This is a genomic window from Rhizobium sp. Root1212 (genome assembly GCF_001424985.1).
GTDB lineage: Bacteria > Pseudomonadota > Alphaproteobacteria > Rhizobiales > Rhizobiaceae > Pararhizobium.
Genome location: NZ_LMDA01000003.1, coordinates 72000 through 91371, shown reverse-complemented (window position 1 = coordinate 91371; position 19372 = coordinate 72000). Strand labels below are relative to the sequence as shown.

Genomic DNA, 19372 nt, shown 5'->3' with positions numbered 1-19372 from the left:
CCCGGTGATCATTTATCGCCGGGGGAGGAGGCGCGTGTGACGGAACATCTTCCGGCGATCCTGCTCGCGACGCTCAACCTGCTGGCGGTGTGGCTGCTCATGGCAGCACCGGTCGGCGTGCGGACGGTCTTCGCCAGAGTGAAGCTCGCCGCCGATGCCGAACGGATCTGGCAGGCCATTTCCCCGCGTGGTGAGTCTGCGGCATGGCATCATGCAACGCTGTCGAGCATGCCCGTTCCCGGTGCGCCTGATCTCGTCGAGCAGAGCCTGACCGCGCTCGACCGGCATGGCGCGCCGGTGCGGCGGGTGCTCGAGGTCAAGGACGAATCGACAGACGAATCGCGACGGACGCTCGATATCCGCGTGGTTGAGGACAGCACGCTCGACGTCGCCTTCTGGACGAATTTTCACGAGCGCATAACATTGCAGGACGACAACGGCGATGCCGTGACCCTGACCGTCGCGCGCACCGATCGCTATCGCGGGCTGGCGCTCCTGCTGCTGCGCCATTTCGCGCTGCGCCGGGAATTAAAAGCTTTGGAGCGGTGGCTGGCGACGGGCGTAAGCTCGCCGCAACGATTCGGCTTCGAGCATCCGGCGTTTCAGGTGGTACTTGCTGTCCTGTCGACCCTCATTCTCTGGCCCTTTTTCGGTCTCAGCAAAACCGGGCTCCTGCTCTCCGTCTTACTGACGGTGGTGATCGTGCTGCACGAGTTCGGCCATATGCTTGCCTATCGCGCCTTCGGTCATTCTTCGACCCGGATGATTTTCGTGCCGCTTCTGGGCGGGGTCGCCATTGGCGGGCGGCCCTACAATTCCCTGTTCGAAGTGGCTTCCTGCGCGTTGATGGGCGCTGGCATGTCCGCCTTCCTCGTGCCGGCGGTTGTTGCCTTTCACCAGTCCTCGCAGACGGTGTTTGCCAATGCCGCTGTCCTGTTCTTCCTGCTGATTCTCGGGGCGTTCAATCTGCTGAACCTGCTGCCGATGAACCGCTTCGATGGCGGGCAGGTGTTGCGGCAGGTCTTTCCGGGGCCGGTAAGCCTCACGGCGGGAAGTTTTCTCGTCACTGTGATCATATTGACGGTCGGCTGGCGAATCGGTGTGCCGTATTTTGCGCTGGTTGCCGCGCTTGCAGTCTTTGCGCTTCTAAGCCTTATGGGCCATCGCGGCATCAAGCCGCGCCACCGGCTGGTGGAGATGTCGCCGGCGCAGCGGCTGATGAGCGGGCTCGGACTTTATGCCGCGCTGGCGTTGCACGGCTATGCCGTCATCTATGCGACCGACCGGCTGGTATCCTGAGCCTCCCGCTCAAGCGCCAGCGGCCCGAAGACCGCTTCAAGCGCCTCGCAGAGCCGGATATCGACATCGGCCATGGAAACCGGCAGGCCGAGATCCACAAGGCTGGTGACGCCATACTCCTTGATACCGCAGGGCACGATGCCGTTGAAATGATCGAGGTTCGGCTCGACATTCAACGACAGGCCGTGAAAGCTCACCCACCGCCGCAGGCGGATGCCGATCGCGGCGATCTTGTCCTCGGCCATCGCACCGTTGGCGAGCGGCGGACGCTTCGGTCGCCGTACCCAGACGCCGACTCGGTCCTCCCGGCGTTCGCCGGTGACGTTCATGCTTGCCAGCGTTTCGATGACGACGCGCTCCAGCGCGGCGACGAACAGGCGCACATCCTGCCGTCGACGCTTGAGGTCCAGCATCACATAGACCACCCGCTGGCCGGGGCCGTGATAGGTGTATTCGCCGCCACGGCCGGTCTGGAACACGGGGAGCAGGTCCGGCGCGACCAGATCGGCGGCATCGGCGCTGGTACCTGCGGTATAAAGCGGCGGATGCTCCACCATCCAGATCAGTTCGTCGGCCTCGCCGGCGGCGATTGCGGCGGCTTCCGCCTCCATGGTGGCGACCGCTTCTTCATAGTCCACAAGCCCGGATGCGAATCTGAGGCGTATGGGAGGACAGCCTTCCTGTGCAAAAAACGTGGTTTCCAGCTTGTCTCTCAGCATGATCGCGCCTGTCCTGTCCGTTCATTCCATCTTCTAGATGGTACGCTTTTCGAGCGAAGTCCAGCATTTGCAGGGGGTGCGTGAGGGTGGTTGCTAAATAGTCGTCTACGACATGAAAATTCTTTCACAATGGCCTTGTGCACCCCAAGGGCTTTTGCTACATGCAGCCCCGCCGGAGCAATTCGGCGCCTACCACGATGCGGTCGTGGCGGAATTGGTAGACGCGCAGCGTTGAGGTCGCTGTGGGGCAACCCGTGGAAGTTCGAGTCTTCTCGACCGCACCATTCAACATTAAATTGTTGAATACTTACAAGCTTGATGGTCCAACTTCCTGAGGGCGTTGGACCAATCAGCCCAAATAGCCAGCCCCGGCAACCTTCTCCATAGAAACCTGTTCAAGCTTTCACCGCTCGACCCGGCGTGTGTGGAGTTCGTTTGTTTTAGCCTCGGAATGACCGAGGATCGCCATGATGTCGTATTGGCTACAACCCAGCTCGGCTAGTATCGCGGCAAGTCCCTTTCGCATGCTGTGCGTCGACAAATGCCCAAGACCAGGCCCTCTCGTACCAGTGTTTGAACATGGCGGGGATGGCATCTCCGCTGGCGTAGGGATTGCCGCCACGACCGAGCACATACGTCGCGCCCTGAGCCGTCGTTGACCTGGTTGCTTTCTCTGTTGATTCGAACAGTTGAAGGCACAGTTCGCAGACTAGGTGTTTGATCCCACGGTTTGATGGTGTGATCCTTTCTGCAGAATGGAAGGAGGCACTATGGGACAAGTTCGTCACGGTAGCGCAACGGCCATCTCTGACAGCGCGTAAGAACGATACCGTATTGCCCGTCGGAAGTTAACGGCCAGCGGGCGCCCGTCGTACGCGCGCCTTGCAGTTGGGAGGTCACGGCCGCGACGCCGAATTTCGTCACATTGCCCACCATGGAGCAAATAGCCAACGGAGAAGCAAGCACCGCTAAAGCAAGGGCTGGGCCGAACGCGACCCCAACGGCGGCAAATGCCGTAGCCGGCGTCCATCCGTACCCGTAAAGCTGCTGGCGGATGGAGGGATATCAATTCGTGGCGTCAACGATCGATTTTCTCATATCCTTATGGCCTTCCAAGTAGAACTCGCCCGACGAAACGGTAGCCTGGATTTTTTAACATTGCAAAGTAACCTGCCGGATCGGCATTGAATCTAGCAATATCGTCGCTTCGATTGCCAATCAGTCGCACTGCGGGCCTGATCAATGGAACCATAGCGCTCTGCAGAAGCGAAGCTTTCTTGACCGGCATTGGCTTGAATGCCGATGCCGCGTGCCCGTTTTTGTAAAGGTGGTGGGCATACGGGTCCATGATGAGGCTGAAACAGTCGAACAGGGTGCGTTTAACCTCCGTCGCCTTTCCATTCAGGACTATCTTGCTGTACCTGACCTCCTGCATCAACGACATGCGGGTCTTGTCGCTATAGTCGCGCTGGCTGTATTTCCACGAGGCGAACGAATAAAAATCATTGAGCAGGTAGCCGTAGAACCGGTCTACGCTTCCCTTGTCGTATGTCGGATTATCGATGCGATCCACCAGCGTATCAAGATCGCTGGCCGACATGGCAAGATCCTCTTGAGCATAGAAGGTCGTGCCCATTGTGACGACCGGTCGGCCGGCTGCGAGAGCCATCATCCCACCGCCGGAGTTCAGAGTTACCACAACATCAGCCACCTCGTAGAGATCATAAATATTGTACGACTCCACGGAGACGCCGACGCCCTCAATGGGGTTTTCCTTGTTCAGTGGGTGGTTTTTAACGAGGACATTGTAACGGCCGATACCGTCAAGATCTCGGATGATGGACAGAAACTCGTCGTAATTCTGAAGGGGCGCGCAAAAGTGACGTGTTGTCGCATCGGTCAGGCTTTGCAGAAGAACCAGAACCGTTCTTTGCCCCACGGTAAGTAGGGGAGTCAGTTTCTCGATCGGGGTATTCTTTTGAGGCTCAAGAGTTTCACCATTGGCGCGCAAGGCAGCGAGATATTCCCTCGCATCGATGGGCGCTGATCCCTGCCACAAATGCCGCGCGTAGGAATCACTGCCGCAGCAGAAGCCGCCCTCGTCGAGGTAGATCGACCACGGCAGGCCACCGCGCTCAGCGCAAACGCATTTGATCCCTTGGGATCGCAAGCAGTTCCAGAGTTCCAGCAGCCAATCGTTGCCGTACGGGTTCTGGAAAAAGACGCGATCTGGCACACGTTCGATCACGCGCTGCGCAAACTCCTCGGGTGGGACCTTCATGTCAGGGTCAATGATTGCGACACTTCCAATCGCCTTCATGACCTCGTCGTTGTAAAATACCGGGTTTCGGCCGATGAAGATGTTGAGCGGAGCGCCGGGGATTTCGCAAGGCATAACCTTCAGTTTTCCGGCGACGATCTCTTTGGCTTTTTTCTCGGCGTAGGAGAAGTTTGCGTGGCGCTCGTACGGGTCTTTCCAACCGTTCTCGGGGTGGTGGACATGCACGGCATAAATGCCCATCCCGGCCATCCAATCGCCATGCAGACGGTATACGGAGCGCCAGCCCTCGAAAACGGTAGTGCGGTGGATCGCCCACTTCTTCGTTTCAGCGAAAGCGTGGGGCCGATAAAGGAAGCTGTTCTTCTCCAGCAGTCGGAAAATCAAGTCACGGTCTTCCCCGCCCCAGCTGTTGAAATATTCGTCGAAGAGGCCGACGTGGAAGCACAGATCGCGCCGCACGAGAATGTTAGACCCGACAGGCGCAAAGCTGTCGCATAGATCATTTGGCACATCCGGGTTGATGAATGGAAGCTTGGCGATGAACTGGTCAATCTGGTGGTCGAAGTCGGCCGGCGAATGGACCTTCTCAATGAGAGCCTTGGACGCCTGCTCCGTCAGGAACAACGTCGGGATCGCGGCAAAATTGAACGGCGATTCTTCGAGGTTGTCAGCGACATGCAGAAGCCGTTCATAGAAATTCGACTTGTGAAGAAAGTCCGCATCTTCGAAGTAGACATAGTTTGCGGTTGCCGTCTTGATGCCGGCGTTGCGAGAGCGCGCAAGCGAGAACGGCGCATCATTCGTCATCAGATGCTTATAAATCCAGCCTTTTTCCTCGCAAAGGACTTCAAGCTCGCGAGCATTGGCGCTCCCGTCATCGACAAGAACGACCTGCACGTGATCGTCGATGGGGATGTTTTTCCATCTTAACCGTTCGAGAATGTCGACATTATCGTTAGCGCGTACGGCGATGATCACGGCAAGCGTCGGCGTCTTCATCGGGACCTCTGATTAAGTTTCGTAGGTCGAGGCCTTTTGGCACATCGCGTCGATTGGCGCAAACATCAAAGGAAATCGCTACGGCACGACGCACCGCCACGGCGGTGCTTTCGCTCGTCTTGATTTATGTTTCCTGTCATCAAGCCGGACCTCTTTCCTTCTCCAGCTTTTCGAAGCGTTTTACGACGCGTTCCCGCTTCAGTCGTGACAGTTTCTGTACCCAGAAAATACCGTCCAGCTGGTCGATTTCGTGCTGCAGACAGATGGCCAGAAGCCCTTCGGCTTCCTCCTGCTGAGGCTCGCCGTCGAGCGTCTGATAAGCGACACGCACGGCGCGTGGGCGGGTGACAACTTCGCTGACGCCCGGCATCGAGACACTGCCTTCCGCATGGTCCATGAGTTCAGGAGAAGACCAGAGGATTCGTGGATTGACGTAGGTTCTGACTTTGTCGTCCTGCAGTTCGATCACTGTCACCCGTTCGCCGACGCCGATATGCGGCGCGGTGATGCCGATGCCCGGTGCCGCGCGCATCGTGTCGAGGAGATCGTCGCAGAGCGCGGCGAGGGCAGGGCCGAATGCGGTGACCTCCTTTGCCGGCTGGTGCAGGCGCGGATCGGGAAAGCGGACGATGGGGCGAATAGTCATGGAATTTCCTCAACTCTTTCAGTGTTCGTCTTAAACGAAACAATTCGCATGAATTTGCAACAGCTTGGCCAAAAATTGAAGCGGCGGGGCGCGGATCGTGCAGGGGATGGTGGACCTCGGCAAATCGTTGCGGTAGCAGAAGAGGGCGGGCGCAAAAAAAACTGCGTGCGCAATCAAACCGGTATGTCATCGCCTTCCTGCTCCCCCCGGTCCGCCGGCGTCTTGGATGGCTGAAATTCTGCGAGGGTGGGCACATGAGCTATACCGGCGACGACAATCGTGTGAGCACGGAAGAAGCTCCGGTCGATGTTTCCGACATCTATGCCGAAGACGGCTCGGTGCGTTCCGATTTCCTCATGCATGTCGGCGCCGCGATCGCCGACCGCGACCTTCTCTATCTTCGCCAGCATGTGGCGCGCCTGCACTCTTCGGAACTTGGCGACCTGCTGGAGGCGATCCAGCCCGACCAGCGCCTGGCGCTCGTCTTGCTGCTCGGCAAGGACTTCGACCTTTCGGCCCTGACCGAGGTCGACGAGGCGATCCGCCTCGATATCGTCGAGCATCTGCCGAACGACCAGATCGCCGAAGCCATCGGCGAAATGGATTCGGACGACGCCGTCTACATTCTCGAAGACCTCGATCAGGAAGATCAGGAAGAGATTCTTGCCAAGCTGCCGTTCACCGAGCGGGTGCGGCTGCGGCGGTCTCTGGATTATCCCGAAAGCACCGCCGGCCGGCGCATGCAGACCGAATTCGTCGCGGTGCCGCCGTTCTGGACGGTTGGCCAGACGATCGACTATATGCGCGAGGACAGCGAGCTTCCCGACAGCTTTACCCAGATTTTTGTCATCGACCCCACCTTCCGGCTGCTCGGCATCGTCGATCTCGACCGCATCCTGCGCACCAAGCGCTCGGTGAAGATCGAGACGATCATGCGCGAGACCAGTCATCCGGTGCCGGCCGAGATGGACCAGGAAGAGGCCGCCCAGCTCTTCGAGCAATACGACCTTCTGTCGGCCGCCGTCGTCGATGAAAACAACCGGCTCGTCGGCGTGCTGACCATCGACGACGTCGTCGACGTCATCCAGGAAGAGGCCGAGGAAGACCTGATGCGCCTCGGCGGCGTCGGCGACGAAGAGCTGTCCGACAGCATCGCCAGCACCTCACGCTCGCGCGTGCCGTGGCTGACGGTGAACCTGTTCACGGCCTTCCTCTCGGCAACCGTCATTTCGCTGTTCGATGCCTCAATCCAGCAGATCGTCGCGCTGGCGATCCTGATGCCGACGGTGGCCGGCATGGGCGGCAATGCCGGTTCGCAGACGATGACGGTGACGGTGCGGGCGCTGGCCACCCGCAATCTCGATATTCACAACGCCTGGCGAATCGTCCGGCGCGAGGCCGGTGTTGGCCTGCTCAACGGCATGCTGTTCGGAACGCTGGTCGGCTGCGTCGCGGGCGTGTGGTTTCAGGATATCAATATTTCCGGCATTATCGCGACCGCCATGCTGATCAACATGACGGCGGCGGCGCTGGCGGGTATCCTTATTCCGCTGCTGCTCGATCGCTTCGGGGCGGACCCGGCGGTGTCTTCGGCGGTTTTCGTCACGGCCGTCACGGATACGACCGGCTTTTTCGCCTTTCTCGGCCTTGCCACCTGGTGGTTCAATATCGGCTGACGCTGCCGGAAATTTGACTTTTACGTTAAGGTCAATATTATGGCCGTTGGACTCTGACGGGACTGCCGCGAGAAGCAAGGCGAAGCATGTGAACAAGTATTATAGCATTACCGAGCTGACGCGGGAATTCGGCGTCTCGACTCGCACGCTTCGCTTCTATGAAGACGAGGGGCTGATCCATCCCGAGCGGCGTGGCCGCACACGGCTGTTCCGCGCCGCCGATCGTCATCTCATCAAGGAAATCCTCCGCGGCCGGCGCATCGGCTTCACCATTGCCGAAATCCGCGAGATCATTCAGGTCTACAAGGACCCGCCGGGTGAATCGGGACAACTCAGGCTCTTGATGAAGCGTGTCGAGGAAAAGCGCGAAGAACTGCACCAGAAGCGCCGCGACATCGAGGAAACTCTCGACGAACTCAACAATGTCGAAGAGGCGTGTCTCACGCGACTTGCCGAAATCGGTGTTGGGACGTAATCCTCAAATCCAGCGGCTGGTCGAGCGGCAATAGCGTTCGAATTCGAAGCCGAAGCGTGAATGCAGGTGCCGTTCTTCGGCCTTTACGGCAAAGAGCGTCGTGAAGATCACCGTTCCCGTTGCGATGATGAAGAACCATGCATTCATGGTGATGAGGCCGATGCCGGCCATGATCAGCGTATAGCCGAGATAGATCGGATTGCGGGTGTAGCGAAACGGCCCACACGTGACGAGGTGCGACGAGCAGCGATTCGGCAGCACCGTCGTATGCCGGTCGAGCAGTGTCCGCACCGCCCAGAGGCTGAGCACGACACCGGCGACGATCACCAGCGCACCGATGGACCAGATGGCCCAGGTGGTGAGCCGGGCATCCGGCTCATGCGCCATTGGCAGGATGCGCCCCAGCGCCAGCGCCGCGAGACTGGCAAAGCCGTGAAGGGCAAAGGGCCAGGGGTATCTCATCGACTTGGCGCGATAGGCGTTCATATCCTATTCCTTGGGTTGGGCTTCCATGGTGCATTGTTCGGTGATGGTGACGATGCGCGGATCGGCATTGGTGAGCTCTCCGGCGTTGAAGGCTGAAAACAGCCGCTCGCTCACCAGCTTGTCCGCCGTGCAGCTGCAGAAGGCGGTGCAGAGCGCTTGCGGCTGCGAGGCAATGCAGGCGGCGACGCAGCTGCGCTCGAATGGCTTGGTGCCGGGAAAACCGAGCGAAAAGAGATAGACCAGCGCAATCAAGAGCGGCTGGTGGATGAGGTAGACCGCAAGGCTGTGACGCCCGCCGAAGCCGAGCCAGCGACCGACCTTGCCGTTTAGTTCGAAGGAGGCGAGCCGGTTGGTGAAGCCCGTCGCAAGTGCTATGCGGGCAGCGGCAAGGCCGGCGAGGAAAGGCGCGAGCCAGGGCAGCAACGGCACATAGTCGTTGGAGCGCATCGGCATTTCCGACAGGCCGACCCACCAGAGCGCCGGCGTGTCGAAGACGGGCGAGCGCAGATAGAAGGGGGCGGCGAAAATCGCCGCCGCGGCCACGAGCGTCAAAAGTGGCGGCAGGCGCAGGAACACAAGGCCCACGACGCTGGCCGCAGCGATCGCGTGCAGGATGCCGAAGAAGATGAAGGCATCGGGAAAGGCAAACCACGTGGCGATGGTGATGACTGCCGCTGCCGCGACGATCTTCGCCAGCCGGATCAGGTAGCCGCGGCTGCGTATTTCAGGAAAATTGCCGAGCACGAGGCTGAAGCCGGCCAGGAACAGGAAGCTGCCGGCGATCAGCCGGGCAAAGAGCTTCCAGCCGCCCGAGGCGACGGTGCCGGGCTCGATATAGCCGAAATATTCGAGATCCCAGGAGAAGTGGTAGATCGCCATGGCAATGAGGGCGACGCCGCGCAGCACGTCGACAGCCGCAATGCGCCGCTTAGCGGGCGGGGCCGTCACCTTGTCGATGGCTGAGTTTTCCATGGACATGATTTCTTCTTTCTATTGCGAATGAGCATAGGCCCGCGAGCTTGCGCCAGGCGCAACCGGTTTCGCGGGATGGGAGAGCGGTCAGCCGGGAAGGGTTTCCATCAGGGCTTCGCGCGCCTCGGAAAAATACTGGCGCCGGATGAGCACGAAGATGACGAAGACGGTCAGCGCCGTGAAGACATAGGGGCTGATGAACCAGCCGAGATAGCCGATCGACAGGAAGATCGCGCGCAAGCCGGCATTGAAATGCTTGGCGGCATCGATGTTGAGCCTGACGGCCCGCTCGGCACGCCGCTGGGCTTCCTCGATATCCTGGTTGAGGTCGCTCATCATCGGGATGCCGCCGATGATGATCGAGCAATAGTTGAACAGGCGGTAGGCCCAGCCGAACTTGAAGAAGGAATAGCCGAACAGGCAGGTCAGCCCACCGACTTTCAGTTCAAAGGCCGTCCTGCCGCCGTGGAACACATAAGGTAGATCCTGAAAGATCGCCTGCGCCTGGTCGGTGGCGCCGAGCAGGGCGAAACAGCCGCCGAGCGCGAAGATCGTCGTCGAGGCGAAGAAGGCGGTGCCGGCCTGCAGGCCGGCTATGATCTGGGTATCGATCATCTTCAGGTCGCGTTTCAGCGAGTTCATGATCCAGCGCCGCCGGTTCTCCATCATCAACCGTGAAAGGCTGAGGCGGTTGCCAAAAATCCGGCCATCCACCGTGAAGGTGTAGCCTGTCCAGAGCAGCACGAAGACGGCCAGCGCAATATAATCCGCATAGGTCATGCGGTGTTTTTGGCATGCCCTGCCAAAATTGCAAGAGAGGGCAAAACTTTGCTGCATGCCCCTTGCCATCGTTGCACGAACGTGGCGTTTTCAGCGATTAGGAGGAGGGCGGTTTTTGCCGATACCGATGTCGCAGGTGCGGAATTCGATGTCGGACGATCGCCGTGAGCGCCTTTGGGAATGGCATAGGGTCGGGCTTGATCCTATATGGAGTAATGGCGCAAAAGCGCCGATCGGGCTTTGCGGGCGGAGTTGAGATGTTTCTTTCGGTTTTTGATGTGTTCAAGATCGGTATCGGGCCGTCGAGTTCCCATACGATGGGCCCAATGTCGGCCGCCAACCGCTTCCTCGATCTGATCGCCTCGCCCGACTGGCCGCGTCCCTCGAATGCGGCGGTGGCTTCGATCAAGGTCAGCCTGCACGGATCGCTTGCCCATACCGGCATCGGCCACGGCTCCGGCCGTGCGGTCATCCTCGGGTTGATGGGCGAAAAACCGGACAAGGTCGATCCCGATGCGATGGACGGCATCATCGACGGCGTCGAGCACACCGGCCGCATCACCCCGCCCGGCCATCCGGCCTACGCTTTCCAGCCGAAGACCGATCTCGTCTTCGACAAGAAGGTGCCCCTGCCGGGCCATGCCAACGGCATGAGCTTTTCCGCCTTCGACCGCGACGACCGGCTGCTGTTGAAGCGCATCTATTATTCGATCGGCGGCGGTTTCGTTGTCACCGATACCGAGCTTGAGGCGATGCGCGCCAGCAAGACCAAGCCCGGCGGCGTCAAGGTGCCCTATCCCTTCTCCAGCGCCAAGCAGATGCTGGAAATGGCCGAGCGCTCCGGGCTTTCCATCGCCCAGATGAAACGGGCGAACGAGGAATGCGAGATGTCGCGCGACGATCTCGATGCCGGGCTCGACCGTATCTGGGAGGCGATGAAGGGCTGTATCGATCGCGGGCTAACCCATCAGGGCATTCTTCCGGGCGGCCTGAAGGTTCGCCGCCGCGCCGGCTCCATCCATGACATGCTCAAGGAGGAGTGGCGCTCCAACAAGGTCAACCCGCTCCTCGCCAACGACTGGCTGAGCGTCTACGCCATGGCGGTCAACGAAGAGAACGCCGCCGGCGGCCGGGTCGTGACGTCGCCGACCAACGGTGCGGCTGGCGTCGTGCCGGCGACGATCCGCTATTACCTGCATTTCCATGAGGATGCCGACCATCACGGCATTCGCGACTACCTGCTGACGGCAGCCGCGATCGGCGGCATCATCAAGTTCAACGCCTCGATCTCCGGCGCCGAAGTCGGCTGTCAGGGTGAGGTGGGCTCGGCCTCGGCCATGGCGGCCGCGGGCCTTGCCGCCGTCATGGGCGGCACGCCGGAGCAGATCGAGAACGCTGCCGAAATCGCACTGGAGCACCATCTCGGCATGACCTGCGACCCGATCGCCGGCCTCGTGCAGGTACCCTGCATCGAGCGCAACGCACTGGGGGCAGTCAAGGCCGTCACGGCAGCCTCGCTCGCCATCAAGGGCGACGGCAAGCACTTCGTGCCGCTCGATGCCTGCATCGAGACGATGCGCCAGACCGGCGTCGACATGCACGACAAATACAAGGAAACCTCAACCGGCGGCCTTGCCGTCAACGTCGTCGAGTGCTGATCGGAAACGCGCCCGCCTCTGTGGAACGGGCATAAACAGGCTTGACCCCGGCACCCTGCCGGGTGTTCAACTCGGCCATGGCTCTCCATCTCATCAAACTCTGCGTCGGTGCCGATAGCATCGAAGACCTTCGGGACTGGGTGTCGCGCCGGTCGCTCATAGCAATCGCCGCCGGCCTCGAGCCGCATTCGTCCCACACGACCCGCATGGTGCCGAAGCGCATTGAGGAACTGCTGGCTGGCGGTTCGCTCTATTGGGTGATCAAGGGGCAGGTGCAGGCACGCCAGCGGCTCATCGACATTGAGACCTTCACCGATGCCGATGGCATCGGCCGCTGCAATCTCATCCTCGGCCCGGAAGTCATCGAAACGGAATACCAGCCGCGCCGCGCCTTCCAGGGCTGGCGCTATTTGACGGCGGATGACGCCCCGCGCGACCTTTCCGCCCTCGGCGCCGATGTGGCGGACCTGCCGATGGAACTGCGGCGTGAGCTTGCGGAGCTTGGGTTGCTTTGAGCGGCTCCGGGGCTCCTTGCACTGATGGAGCTGCAATTCTTTCCACCACCACCGTTCTCTCCATCGTAATGGTCGGGCTTGACCCGACCATCCACGCCACGCGGCATGGACCCTCGGGGCAAGCCCGAGGGTGACCCAAGAGAGGGGAAGGTGCGTGATCGGCAACTACATCCCTAGCGCCCCGCACCAACAAAAAAAGCCCGGCATTGCCGGGCTTTTTGATGAGGTGGGTTCGTTTCACCGAACCCTGATTCGGATCGGATATCGCCCCGAAGGCGAGGTGACGTGCACGTGGATATTGGCCGTCGGCTGGGTCGAGCGCCAGGCGCGGGCGCCGTGGGTCAGAAGCAGGGTGACGAGATCCTTGGTGCGGGCGCGGGGGCGGCTGATGCCGAGTTCGGCGATGCGCATGGCCGCCTCATGCAGCGGATGCAGACCGGAAAGACCCGGTTTGCGCTTCTTGCCAGGCAGGGGCGTAATGATGCCCGAGCCGTTTTCGTTCATTGCCATAACTGACCTCGTACACAATACAAAAACCGAGGAGGAAGGCCGGCGGAACTGGAGCCGGCCTTCGAAACGTCGAAGGAATTACTGGGCGCTGGCCCAGCAGGCAAAACCGGCGCGCTTCAGCGCCTTGCAGGCATTCTGGGCCTTGCCCTGATCGGAGAAACCGCCGAAACGGGCGCGGTAAAGCTGGCTGTTGCCGCTGGCATAGGCAACGGTAAACGGGGTAGCGTTGCTGAGTGCCTTGCCGCTCTTGTTCTGGGCGTTCTGGAGCATGGCGAGCGCCTGTTCCTTGCTGGGCGTCGCACCGATCTGCACGATCCAGCCGGCCGGCAGGGCCTGCGGCTCGATATCGGCGGGCTTTGCCTTGGCGACGGAATTGGTGACCTGGACATCGACGTCTTCAGCCGGAACCGCGGCGGCGAGGCGCCGGCTCTGGGCCTGCAGCGTGTTCGGCTGAACGCTTTCCTGAACGAGCGGGTTGGCGCTGGCCTTGGAGGGAGCCGCATAGGCGACTTCGACGCTTTGGGTGACTTCGCCGCTGTAGCGGAAATCCGGAACCGGACCCTGATGCGGCAGGTTGAAGCTGCCGCCGGTCGCAGCGACCGTCGCGGTCTCGGCCGGAGCCGCATCGGGCTGCGTGGCGGCGGCCTGCAGGGTCGGTGCATCCTGGGTTTCGGCAACGAGGTTGCCGCTGCCGCGGCGCGATGCCGCCGGCATGTACTTGGCGACGAGGGCGCGCATCTGTGCGTCGCGGGCGCCGCCCGACTTGCCGCCGAGAACAACACCGACGATGCTGCGGCCATCGGCCTGCGCCGAGGTCACGAGATTGTAACCGGCGGCGCGGGTATAGCCGGTCTTGATGCCGTCAACGCCACGCACATTGCCGAGAAGGCGGTTGTGGTTGCCGATGACCTGGCGGCCGAACTTGAAGCTGCGGGTGGAGAAATAGGAATAATACTGCGGAAAATGCTGGCGAAGGGCCATGCCGAGGCGGGCCTGGTCACGCGCCGTCGTCATTTGCGCGTCGTTCGGCAGGCCGTTGGCGTTGCGATAGGTGGTGCGTGTCATGCCGAGCGCGCGGGCCTTGCTGGTCATGATGCGGGCAAAGCGGTCTTCCGAGCCGCCGAGGAATTCGCCAAGCGCGGTGGCCGCGTCATTGGCCGAGCGGGTGACGAGCGCCTGGATGGCCTCATCGACGGTGATCGACTGGCCGGCGCGCACGCCGAGCTTGGAAGGCGGTTCGGCGGAAGCGTTCTTGGAGAAGGGAACGCGGGTGTCCTTGGTAATCTTGCCGGCTTCCAGCGCCTCGAAGGTGAGGTACAGCGTCATCATCTTGGTGAGCGAGGCAGGATAGCGCAGGCTGTCGGCATCTTCGCTGTAAAGCACCTTGCCGGTCTTGGCGTCGACGACGATGCCGGCATATTTCGCCGCCATGGCGGAGGCTGTAAATGCGAACGAAGCGACCAGAGACACCATCGCTATACGGCAGACTTTCTTGAAGAAAGGCGCCGGAGAGCTTTGAGCGGAACCGATGAATAGGGATTTGGACACTACACTTCTCTTCATTCTCATTTCACAGAACTCGTCCGGGCGTTGCCCCTCAACAGACGACCGTTGCCGCGAATTTACCGCCATAGCGTTACCAATCGGTTTATGATGAACGATTGGTTTCCGTATTTGCGCGTGCCTGTCGCGTTTTAGGAACGGCTTGAAGGCCGCACCGGCAAGGTTCCGAAGGAGATGGATCATGGAGCGAGATGCTCGTTGACGAATTTGACGACGGCCCCGTCGATGGCCTGCCATTGTGGCAGCAATTGGCTGGAAAAGCGGTAAAGCACCACAAGATCCTTGCCGATGTGGATATCTCGCTGGCAATCGGCCGATGTGGCGTCCTTCGGGCTCGTCGGAATGATGCAGCGCACGGCAAAAGGCGCCTCTGCGCCACGCGGCGCGGTCAGCAGCATTTCTTCGCCGTAACCGGAATTCTGCTTCATGTGATGAAGGGTAAGGCCGGCCGGACCGGGCTGCGGCTCACCCTCGAACAGGTGGCGATAGATCGGCTCGACCCGGCCCGACATGTCGCGTGACATGGTGCTCTGGGAAATCTGCAGGAAAATCAGTGCGTCCGGCCGGTTGACGTCATCGAAGAGTTGACGTGTTTCATCGCTGTAGCCGGCCATGTGCGGCCAGGTGAGGTAGAGATCGACCCTTTCGGCGATGCCCGTCTGCCGCTGCTCTTCGAAACGAATGGTGTTGGAGGCGAGCCGCAGATGATCTTGGCCTATGAAGATGTCGTTGATCTCGGTGCTGGTCGTATGCCCGGCGAGAGAGAGCGTTGCGCCATACCATTTGCCGCCAAGGCTGATCAGGGCGGTGAGAACGGCGAGCACCACGGCGATGGCTGTGAGCTTGTAGAGAAATCGGGGATTGATCAGCGGCGCGTGATCGTCTGGTGCGCCCTGCCTGGCGGTCATGCTCGGCTCTCTCCGGCTTCATTGCCTTTGCGTGGGCGAAACGTGCCACGCGGTGCTGGTCCGGACCTTGCGCAGGCCACGATACCGTGGAGAGATTTGGGCAAACGTGGTTAGTTTTCGGTTAACGCGCGCGGGGCAAAAAAATGGCCGGTTCCGGGGACAGCGGAACCGGCCGGGAAGGGCGGGTCAAACACGGGGACAGGGGACTGACCGGCGCCCTTATCAACACGGTCGGGACGGACCGTGGATTCCTTATTGGCTGACGCTGCCGACGGCGACGGCGCGGCCATCCTGCAGCTTCACCCAGCGGCCGGAATTCCCTTCCGACTGGCGCTTGAGAAACGTGTATTCGGTATCCGACCACAGCAGCACCTTGTTGCGCATGTTGTCGAGAATGAAGTCGCCGCGATCCGTGCGCACCGTCAGCACCGCGTGGCCATCGCCATTGGGCTGGAGGACGACGGTGATCAAGAGGTCGGAGGGCGAGAAGCCGGCATCGATCAGCTTCCTGCGCTTCAGCAGCACATAATCTTCGCAGTCGCCGACCTTGTCGGGATAGGCCCAATATTCCTCGACACCATAGATGTCCTTGTCGGTCATCGGCGTAACCGCCTGGTTCGTGTCGTAGTTGATCTCGAGCATCTTCTTCCAGCCGTCACGCGTCAGCACACCCGGTCCACTGCTCGACGGGTTGGCCCGGCATTCCTGCGGCATGCGCTTGCAGAATTCGTAGTGTCCGACCGGCGGATTTGTCGGGCCATCCGTCGTCATGTTGGCCGGAAAGGCGAAGGCCGCCGGCGTCAGGGTCAGGCCAAGTAAGGCGCCGAGGGCGCCTGCTTTCAGGCTTTTGATGTGTGTCATGTTCTGTCTCCCCGTTATGGTTCAACAATGACACAGAGTTTTTTATCGCTCGCGAATTACGGAAGTACAATTAAGTACAAATGCCAATAGAATAAGTATAAAATGAAAATCAATATTGATGTTGTTTTTAATGTTGTTTGAATCGAATTTGAATAAAATTTGCCGGATATTTTCGAGAGGCGGGTCGTGCTGGGAAATCGTTAAGGATCGAAGTGGTTGAAACCGTTTTGGATTTCCGAGGACGCAAAAGTTGCCCCGGAAAACGACTTCGCGATAGTGGCGGGGAATAGGAAGAGACGGGACGCTCGAGAAGCGCGAACGAGTGCGGCGACCACCGGAAATCGAAGCAAGCACCAGGAAATGCGCGTCTCACGGCCAAAAAAATATTTTTGTCTTTCGGATTTTTTTGAGGCAGCGCGCAGCGGCGCAAGCAGGCGGATCTGTGCCGTATCGGGACGGGTCGCGGCAGTTCGGGGCAGGGAAGGGTGCCAAAAACAAAAAAAGGACCTTGAGGTCCCTTTTAAAAGTCTGTCGATGATCGCCGCCCGGCCCTAAAGGAAATCGCGCAACGCCTCGCGCGACTGGACGCCGAGGAACTCGATCGCCATGCCTTCCTGGAAATGGCGCACCACGCGGCCCTTCATGCCGCCCAGTTGGACGCTGGTTCCAAGCGGAATGCGGCTTTCGGTATCGACCGCCGCGCCAGAAAGCGAAAGGTCGATGATGCGGCAGACATATTTCGTGCCGTCGTCGAGGGTCAGTTCGGTCAGGGTCTTGCGCGGCGCCAGGCGATCGTGGCGGCGGTCTTCGGGCAGGCCAAGCTCGTGCTTGTTGGCGATCCAGGTCAGCTGCGCCGCCAGTTTTTCGCGCTTGCGGTCCGTGGCGTTGATCTTGATGACGAAAGCATTTTCCGCAAGGCGCGCGACGGTGCCTTCGAGACGTCCGACGTGATCGATATAAGCGATGATGCGTTCGCCGCTGCGGGGGCGGGCCTCACAGGTGAACAGCACGTCGCCCGGCGACATGTCGGTCGCGGTACATTCGAATTCGTCGTGATTTGCAAGCATCAGACGACCGGCCAGATTGACGGATACACGCTGGAAAGCGCCTTCGTCATACTGCTTTGGACCGGCCGGTTGTGCCTGTTGAAATGAATACATGCTCACACTGTCAGGACGTCGATCGTTACCACCGCTTCTACAGGAGCCGGGTTAATAGAAGGTTTGTTCATCCCGTCGTTTTGAAGCGACTGCAACCAGAGCCTGCGTATTGTTGCAGATCACTTGCCTCGGCCACCGTCGAAGACGGTGAGGTGCAGCACCCGGCGAATGGCGGCGCCGAAGTTCTGCGATGCCTGCCTTGGCGGGACCGGCGGCAGCGCCGCGTCCGGGCGGTTTTGCAGGAAGGGCTCGGCCCCGGTGACGTCGAGAACGCGCAGGCCGCTCATCTCAAGATAATTGGCCGGCGTCGCATCGAGCCAGAGCGGACGGGTCAGAGGGGCGAGGGCGCCGATGATGCGGTCGACCTTCTCGCCGCCGGAGCGCAGCGGCAAAAGTACGACTTCCACCGGCAGCCGCTCGGAGCGCCCGGCAAGCGCGATCGCCGACATCATGACAGGCAGTTTTTGCACCAGCACGTCGTTCAGGATGCTGTCGACCTTGCCGGCCTGTTCGCCGGCCCAGAGCGCATCGAAGCGCGAGCCGCGCAATTCGCGCGCGAAAAGCGAGCAGATGCGCGTGCCGGCAAGCCGGAAGCGGATGTCGCCATCCTCCCGTGCTTCGAGGATGAAGAGGTCCGCCAGAACGGAGCGAATATGGGCCGGTTCAATCTGCTCGCGGGATGGGGCTTCGCCATGCCCGCGCAGGTCGTTCCAGTAGCTGAAGATTTCGGCGGATGCTTTGCTGCGCATGCTGTCATGTCCATTCAATACACTATGTGCCGTTCCGGCACATTCGGCGGCGGAAAACCGCCAGATGAGGAACGCGCTGCGAATTTCGTGCCAGCCCGGAATTAAGGTTAACGAACGGTTTAAGTTGCGGCGGCAACCGGTCCCGTGGCATCAAGGGTCATCACTTCACGAAGGGTTGCCTTCGGCACACAACTTGGAGGTCCACGGGGATTTCGGGGACTTCATGGCCGTTCAGTTCCGCTGGACGGCCATTTTTTTGTTCGGGTGGTGCGGCAAGTGGTCCGGCCGCAGGCTGGTACCTGTCGGTGGCTGGATGAATCGGCTAAACCCTGCACGGTGCCGGACAGGGAGAGCGGGCAAACATGACGGATGAAAGCAACGAGGCGGCACGGCCCGCGGAAGAAGAGACGCTTGCGCCGCGGCGCGAGCCGGCTTTCAACCTGCCGGGCGGGCTGGTCGTCATCCTCGCCGTGCTCATCGCCATCCATGCGATCCGCACCTATCTGCTGCCGGTCGCGGTCGACAACGAACTGATCTTCAACTTCGCTTTCCTACCTGCCCGTTACGATCACCCGCTTGCCGACCAGAACCTCGCCTGGCTCTGGAGCCCGGTCACCTATTCCTTCCTGCACGGCAGCTGGGAGCACCTGATCTTCAACGGCTTCTGGATGGTCGCCTTCGGTGCGCCGGTGGTGCGGCGCATCGGCATGATCCGGCTTGCTGTGTTCTGGTGCCTGTCGGCTGCGGCCGCCGTTGCCATGCACGTCGTCTTCCATTGGGGCGAGATGACCGTGGTCGTCGGTGCCTCCGGCGTCGTTTCGGGCCTGATGGGAGCGGCGGCGCGATTCGTTTTTTCGCCCAGCGGCCGCATCAGCCGTCAGTTCGCCCATCTCAATCGCCGGCTGAGTGTGGCGGAGGCGCTGTCCAACCGTTCGGTTCTGGTCTTTGCGGGAATCTGGTTCCTCACCAATTTCTTGATCGGTTTGGGTGTTTTTGCGTTCGGCGGGGCCGGCGCGATCGCCTGGGAAGCCCATATTGGCGGCTTCCTCTTCGGTTTCCTGCTTTTCGATCTCTTCGACCCGCGAAACTAACTATTTCCAGTGAGTTTTCTTGAT

The 19372-nt window shown here is 60.5% G+C and carries 18 protein-coding genes and 1 tRNA gene; 7 read left to right on the top strand and 12 right to left on the bottom strand.

Going from position 1 to position 19372, the window contains the following annotated elements; translation table 11 throughout:
- Positions 1–36 precede the first annotated feature (36 nt).
- Positions 37–1299 carry a hypothetical protein gene (locus ASC86_RS08120; RefSeq protein WP_056318984.1) on the top strand — a complete coding sequence of 421 codons (1263 nt, stop codon included), beginning with the start codon at positions 37–39 and terminating at the stop codon, positions 1297–1299.
- On the opposite strand, the gene lipB is transcribed toward ASC86_RS08120, so the two are convergent.
- Positions 1272–2018, bottom strand: a complete 747-nt coding sequence (gene lipB, locus ASC86_RS08115; protein ID WP_056318981.1) for a lipoyl(octanoyl) transferase LipB — start codon at positions 2016–2018, stop codon at positions 1272–1274. The two genes, ASC86_RS08120 and lipB, sit on opposite strands and share 28 nt — an antisense overlap.
- Positions 2019–2217: 199 nt before the next feature.
- Between lipB and ASC86_RS08110 the strand changes: the two genes are divergently transcribed.
- Positions 2218–2302: transfer RNA gene (locus ASC86_RS08110), tRNA-Leu, on the top strand.
- Positions 2303–3120: 818 nt separating this feature from the next.
- Here the strand turns inward: ASC86_RS08110 and ASC86_RS08105 are convergent.
- Together ASC86_RS08105 and ASC86_RS08100 are read right to left on the bottom strand one after the other, a co-directional pair.
- The gene (locus ASC86_RS08105) at positions 3121–5298 is read right to left on the bottom strand and encodes a glycosyltransferase (RefSeq protein ID WP_056318977.1); all 2178 of its coding nucleotides are present in this window, start codon (positions 5296–5298) and stop codon (positions 3121–3123) included.
- 139 nt (positions 5299–5437) lie between these two features.
- Positions 5438–5944, bottom strand: a complete 507-nt coding sequence (locus ASC86_RS08100; RefSeq protein WP_056318975.1) for a peptide deformylase — start codon at positions 5942–5944, stop codon at positions 5438–5440.
- A 254-nt stretch (positions 5945–6198) separates the two neighbouring features.
- Between ASC86_RS08100 and mgtE the strand changes: the two genes are divergently transcribed.
- Together mgtE and ASC86_RS08090 are read left to right on the top strand one after the other, a co-directional pair.
- Entirely contained in the window at positions 6199–7620 is a 1422-nt protein-coding gene (gene mgtE, locus ASC86_RS08095; protein ID WP_056318973.1) for a magnesium transporter, read from the top strand.
- Positions 7621–7708: 88 nt separating this feature from the next.
- Positions 7709–8095 (top strand): MerR family DNA-binding transcriptional regulator, encoded by a 387-nt coding sequence (locus ASC86_RS08090; RefSeq protein ID WP_056318970.1) that lies wholly within the window; start codon positions 7709–7711, stop codon positions 8093–8095.
- A gap of 3 nt (positions 8096–8098) precedes the next feature.
- Here the strand turns inward: ASC86_RS08090 and ASC86_RS08085 are convergent, their stop codons facing one another.
- The 3 genes from ASC86_RS08085 to ASC86_RS08075 form a co-directional block, all read right to left on the bottom strand.
- Positions 8099–8581, bottom strand: a complete 483-nt coding sequence (locus ASC86_RS08085; protein ID WP_056318968.1) for an isoprenylcysteine carboxylmethyltransferase family protein — start codon at positions 8579–8581, stop codon at positions 8099–8101.
- A 3-nt stretch (positions 8582–8584) separates the two neighbouring features.
- The gene (locus ASC86_RS08080; protein WP_056318965.1) at positions 8585–9559 is read right to left on the bottom strand and encodes a DUF1624 domain-containing protein; all 975 of its coding nucleotides are present in this window, start codon (positions 9557–9559) and stop codon (positions 8585–8587) included.
- Positions 9560–9640: 81 nt separating this feature from the next.
- On the bottom strand, positions 9641–10333 hold the full coding sequence (locus ASC86_RS08075; RefSeq protein WP_056318962.1) for a DUF599 domain-containing protein: 693 nt from the start codon (positions 10331–10333) through the stop codon (positions 9641–9643).
- A 257-nt stretch (positions 10334–10590) separates the two neighbouring features.
- On the opposite strand from ASC86_RS08075, the gene ASC86_RS08070 reads away from it, so the two are divergent.
- The gene (locus ASC86_RS08070) at positions 10591–11991 is read left to right on the top strand and encodes an L-serine ammonia-lyase (protein WP_056318961.1); all 1401 of its coding nucleotides are present in this window, start codon (positions 10591–10593) and stop codon (positions 11989–11991) included.
- Between the two features lie 77 nt (positions 11992–12068).
- The gene (locus ASC86_RS08065; protein ID WP_056319113.1) at positions 12069–12506 is read left to right on the top strand and encodes a DUF1489 family protein; all 438 of its coding nucleotides are present in this window, start codon (positions 12069–12071) and stop codon (positions 12504–12506) included.
- A gap of 237 nt (positions 12507–12743) precedes the next feature.
- On the opposite strand, the gene ASC86_RS08060 is transcribed toward ASC86_RS08065, so the two are convergent.
- From ASC86_RS08060 to ASC86_RS08035, 6 genes are all read right to left on the bottom strand, one after another.
- A complete protein-coding gene (locus tag ASC86_RS08060) occupies positions 12744–13016 on the bottom strand; it encodes a hypothetical protein (RefSeq protein WP_056318959.1) in 273 nt (90 codons plus the stop codon).
- A gap of 78 nt (positions 13017–13094) precedes the next feature.
- Positions 13095–14585, bottom strand: a complete 1491-nt coding sequence (locus ASC86_RS08055) for a D-alanyl-D-alanine carboxypeptidase (RefSeq protein ID WP_056318957.1) — start codon at positions 14583–14585, stop codon at positions 13095–13097.
- A 173-nt stretch (positions 14586–14758) separates the two neighbouring features.
- Complete coding sequence (locus tag ASC86_RS08050) at positions 14759–15487, bottom strand: hypothetical protein (protein ID WP_056318955.1); 729 nt, start codon at positions 15485–15487, stop codon at positions 14759–14761.
- Between the two features lie 252 nt (positions 15488–15739).
- The gene (locus tag ASC86_RS08045; RefSeq protein WP_056318952.1) at positions 15740–16348 is read right to left on the bottom strand and encodes a transglutaminase-like cysteine peptidase; all 609 of its coding nucleotides are present in this window, start codon (positions 16346–16348) and stop codon (positions 15740–15742) included.
- Positions 16349–16899: 551 nt separating this feature from the next.
- Positions 16900–17508 (bottom strand): PilZ domain-containing protein, encoded by a 609-nt coding sequence (locus tag ASC86_RS08040; protein ID WP_056318949.1) that lies wholly within the window; start codon positions 17506–17508, stop codon positions 16900–16902.
- 119 nt (positions 17509–17627) lie between these two features.
- Complete coding sequence (locus tag ASC86_RS08035; protein ID WP_056318947.1) at positions 17628–18257, bottom strand: PAS domain-containing protein; 630 nt, start codon at positions 18255–18257, stop codon at positions 17628–17630.
- A gap of 362 nt (positions 18258–18619) precedes the next feature.
- Here ASC86_RS08035 and ASC86_RS08030 point away from each other — a divergent pair, with 362 nt between their 5' ends.
- Positions 18620–19348, top strand: coding sequence for a rhomboid family intramembrane serine protease (locus ASC86_RS08030; RefSeq protein WP_056318944.1), 729 nt, complete (start codon positions 18620–18622; stop codon positions 19346–19348).
- The last annotated feature ends 24 nt before the right edge of the window (positions 19349–19372 follow it).

Excerpts from the sequence above, each read along its gene's own strand:
- lipB (WP_056318981.1), bottom strand. The coding sequence starts at position 2,018 with ATGCTGAGAGACAAGCTGGAAACCACGTTTTTTGCACAGGAAGGCTGT.
- ASC86_RS08105 (WP_056318977.1), bottom strand. The coding sequence starts at position 5,298 with ATGAAGACGCCGACGCTTGCCGTGATCATCGCCGTACGCGCTAACGAT.
- ASC86_RS08100 (WP_056318975.1), bottom strand. The coding sequence starts at position 5,944 with ATGACTATTCGCCCCATCGTCCGCTTTCCCGATCCGCGCCTGCACCAG.
- mgtE (WP_056318973.1), top strand. The coding sequence starts at position 6,199 with ATGAGCTATACCGGCGACGACAATCGTGTGAGCACGGAAGAAGCTCCG.
- ASC86_RS08085 (WP_056318968.1), bottom strand. The coding sequence starts at position 8,581 with ATGAACGCCTATCGCGCCAAGTCGATGAGATACCCCTGGCCCTTTGCC.
- ASC86_RS08080 (WP_056318965.1), bottom strand. The coding sequence starts at position 9,559 with ATGTCCATGGAAAACTCAGCCATCGACAAGGTGACGGCCCCGCCCGCT.
- ASC86_RS08075 (WP_056318962.1), bottom strand. The coding sequence starts at position 10,333 with ATGACCTATGCGGATTATATTGCGCTGGCCGTCTTCGTGCTGCTCTGG.
- ASC86_RS08070 (WP_056318961.1), top strand. The coding sequence starts at position 10,591 with ATGTTTCTTTCGGTTTTTGATGTGTTCAAGATCGGTATCGGGCCGTCG.
- ASC86_RS08065 (WP_056319113.1), top strand. The coding sequence starts at position 12,069 with ATGGCTCTCCATCTCATCAAACTCTGCGTCGGTGCCGATAGCATCGAA.
- ASC86_RS08060 (WP_056318959.1), bottom strand. The coding sequence starts at position 13,016 with ATGGCAATGAACGAAAACGGCTCGGGCATCATTACGCCCCTGCCTGGC.
- ASC86_RS08055 (WP_056318957.1), bottom strand. The coding sequence starts at position 14,585 with ATGAGAATGAAGAGAAGTGTAGTGTCCAAATCCCTATTCATCGGTTCC.
- ASC86_RS08050 (WP_056318955.1), bottom strand. The coding sequence starts at position 15,487 with ATGACCGCCAGGCAGGGCGCACCAGACGATCACGCGCCGCTGATCAAT.
- ASC86_RS08045 (WP_056318952.1), bottom strand. The coding sequence starts at position 16,348 with ATGACACACATCAAAAGCCTGAAAGCAGGCGCCCTCGGCGCCTTACTT.
- ASC86_RS08040 (WP_056318949.1), bottom strand. The coding sequence starts at position 17,508 with ATGTATTCATTTCAACAGGCACAACCGGCCGGTCCAAAGCAGTATGAC.
- ASC86_RS08035 (WP_056318947.1), bottom strand. The coding sequence starts at position 18,257 with ATGCGCAGCAAAGCATCCGCCGAAATCTTCAGCTACTGGAACGACCTG.
- ASC86_RS08030 (WP_056318944.1), top strand. The coding sequence starts at position 18,620 with ATGACGGATGAAAGCAACGAGGCGGCACGGCCCGCGGAAGAAGAGACG.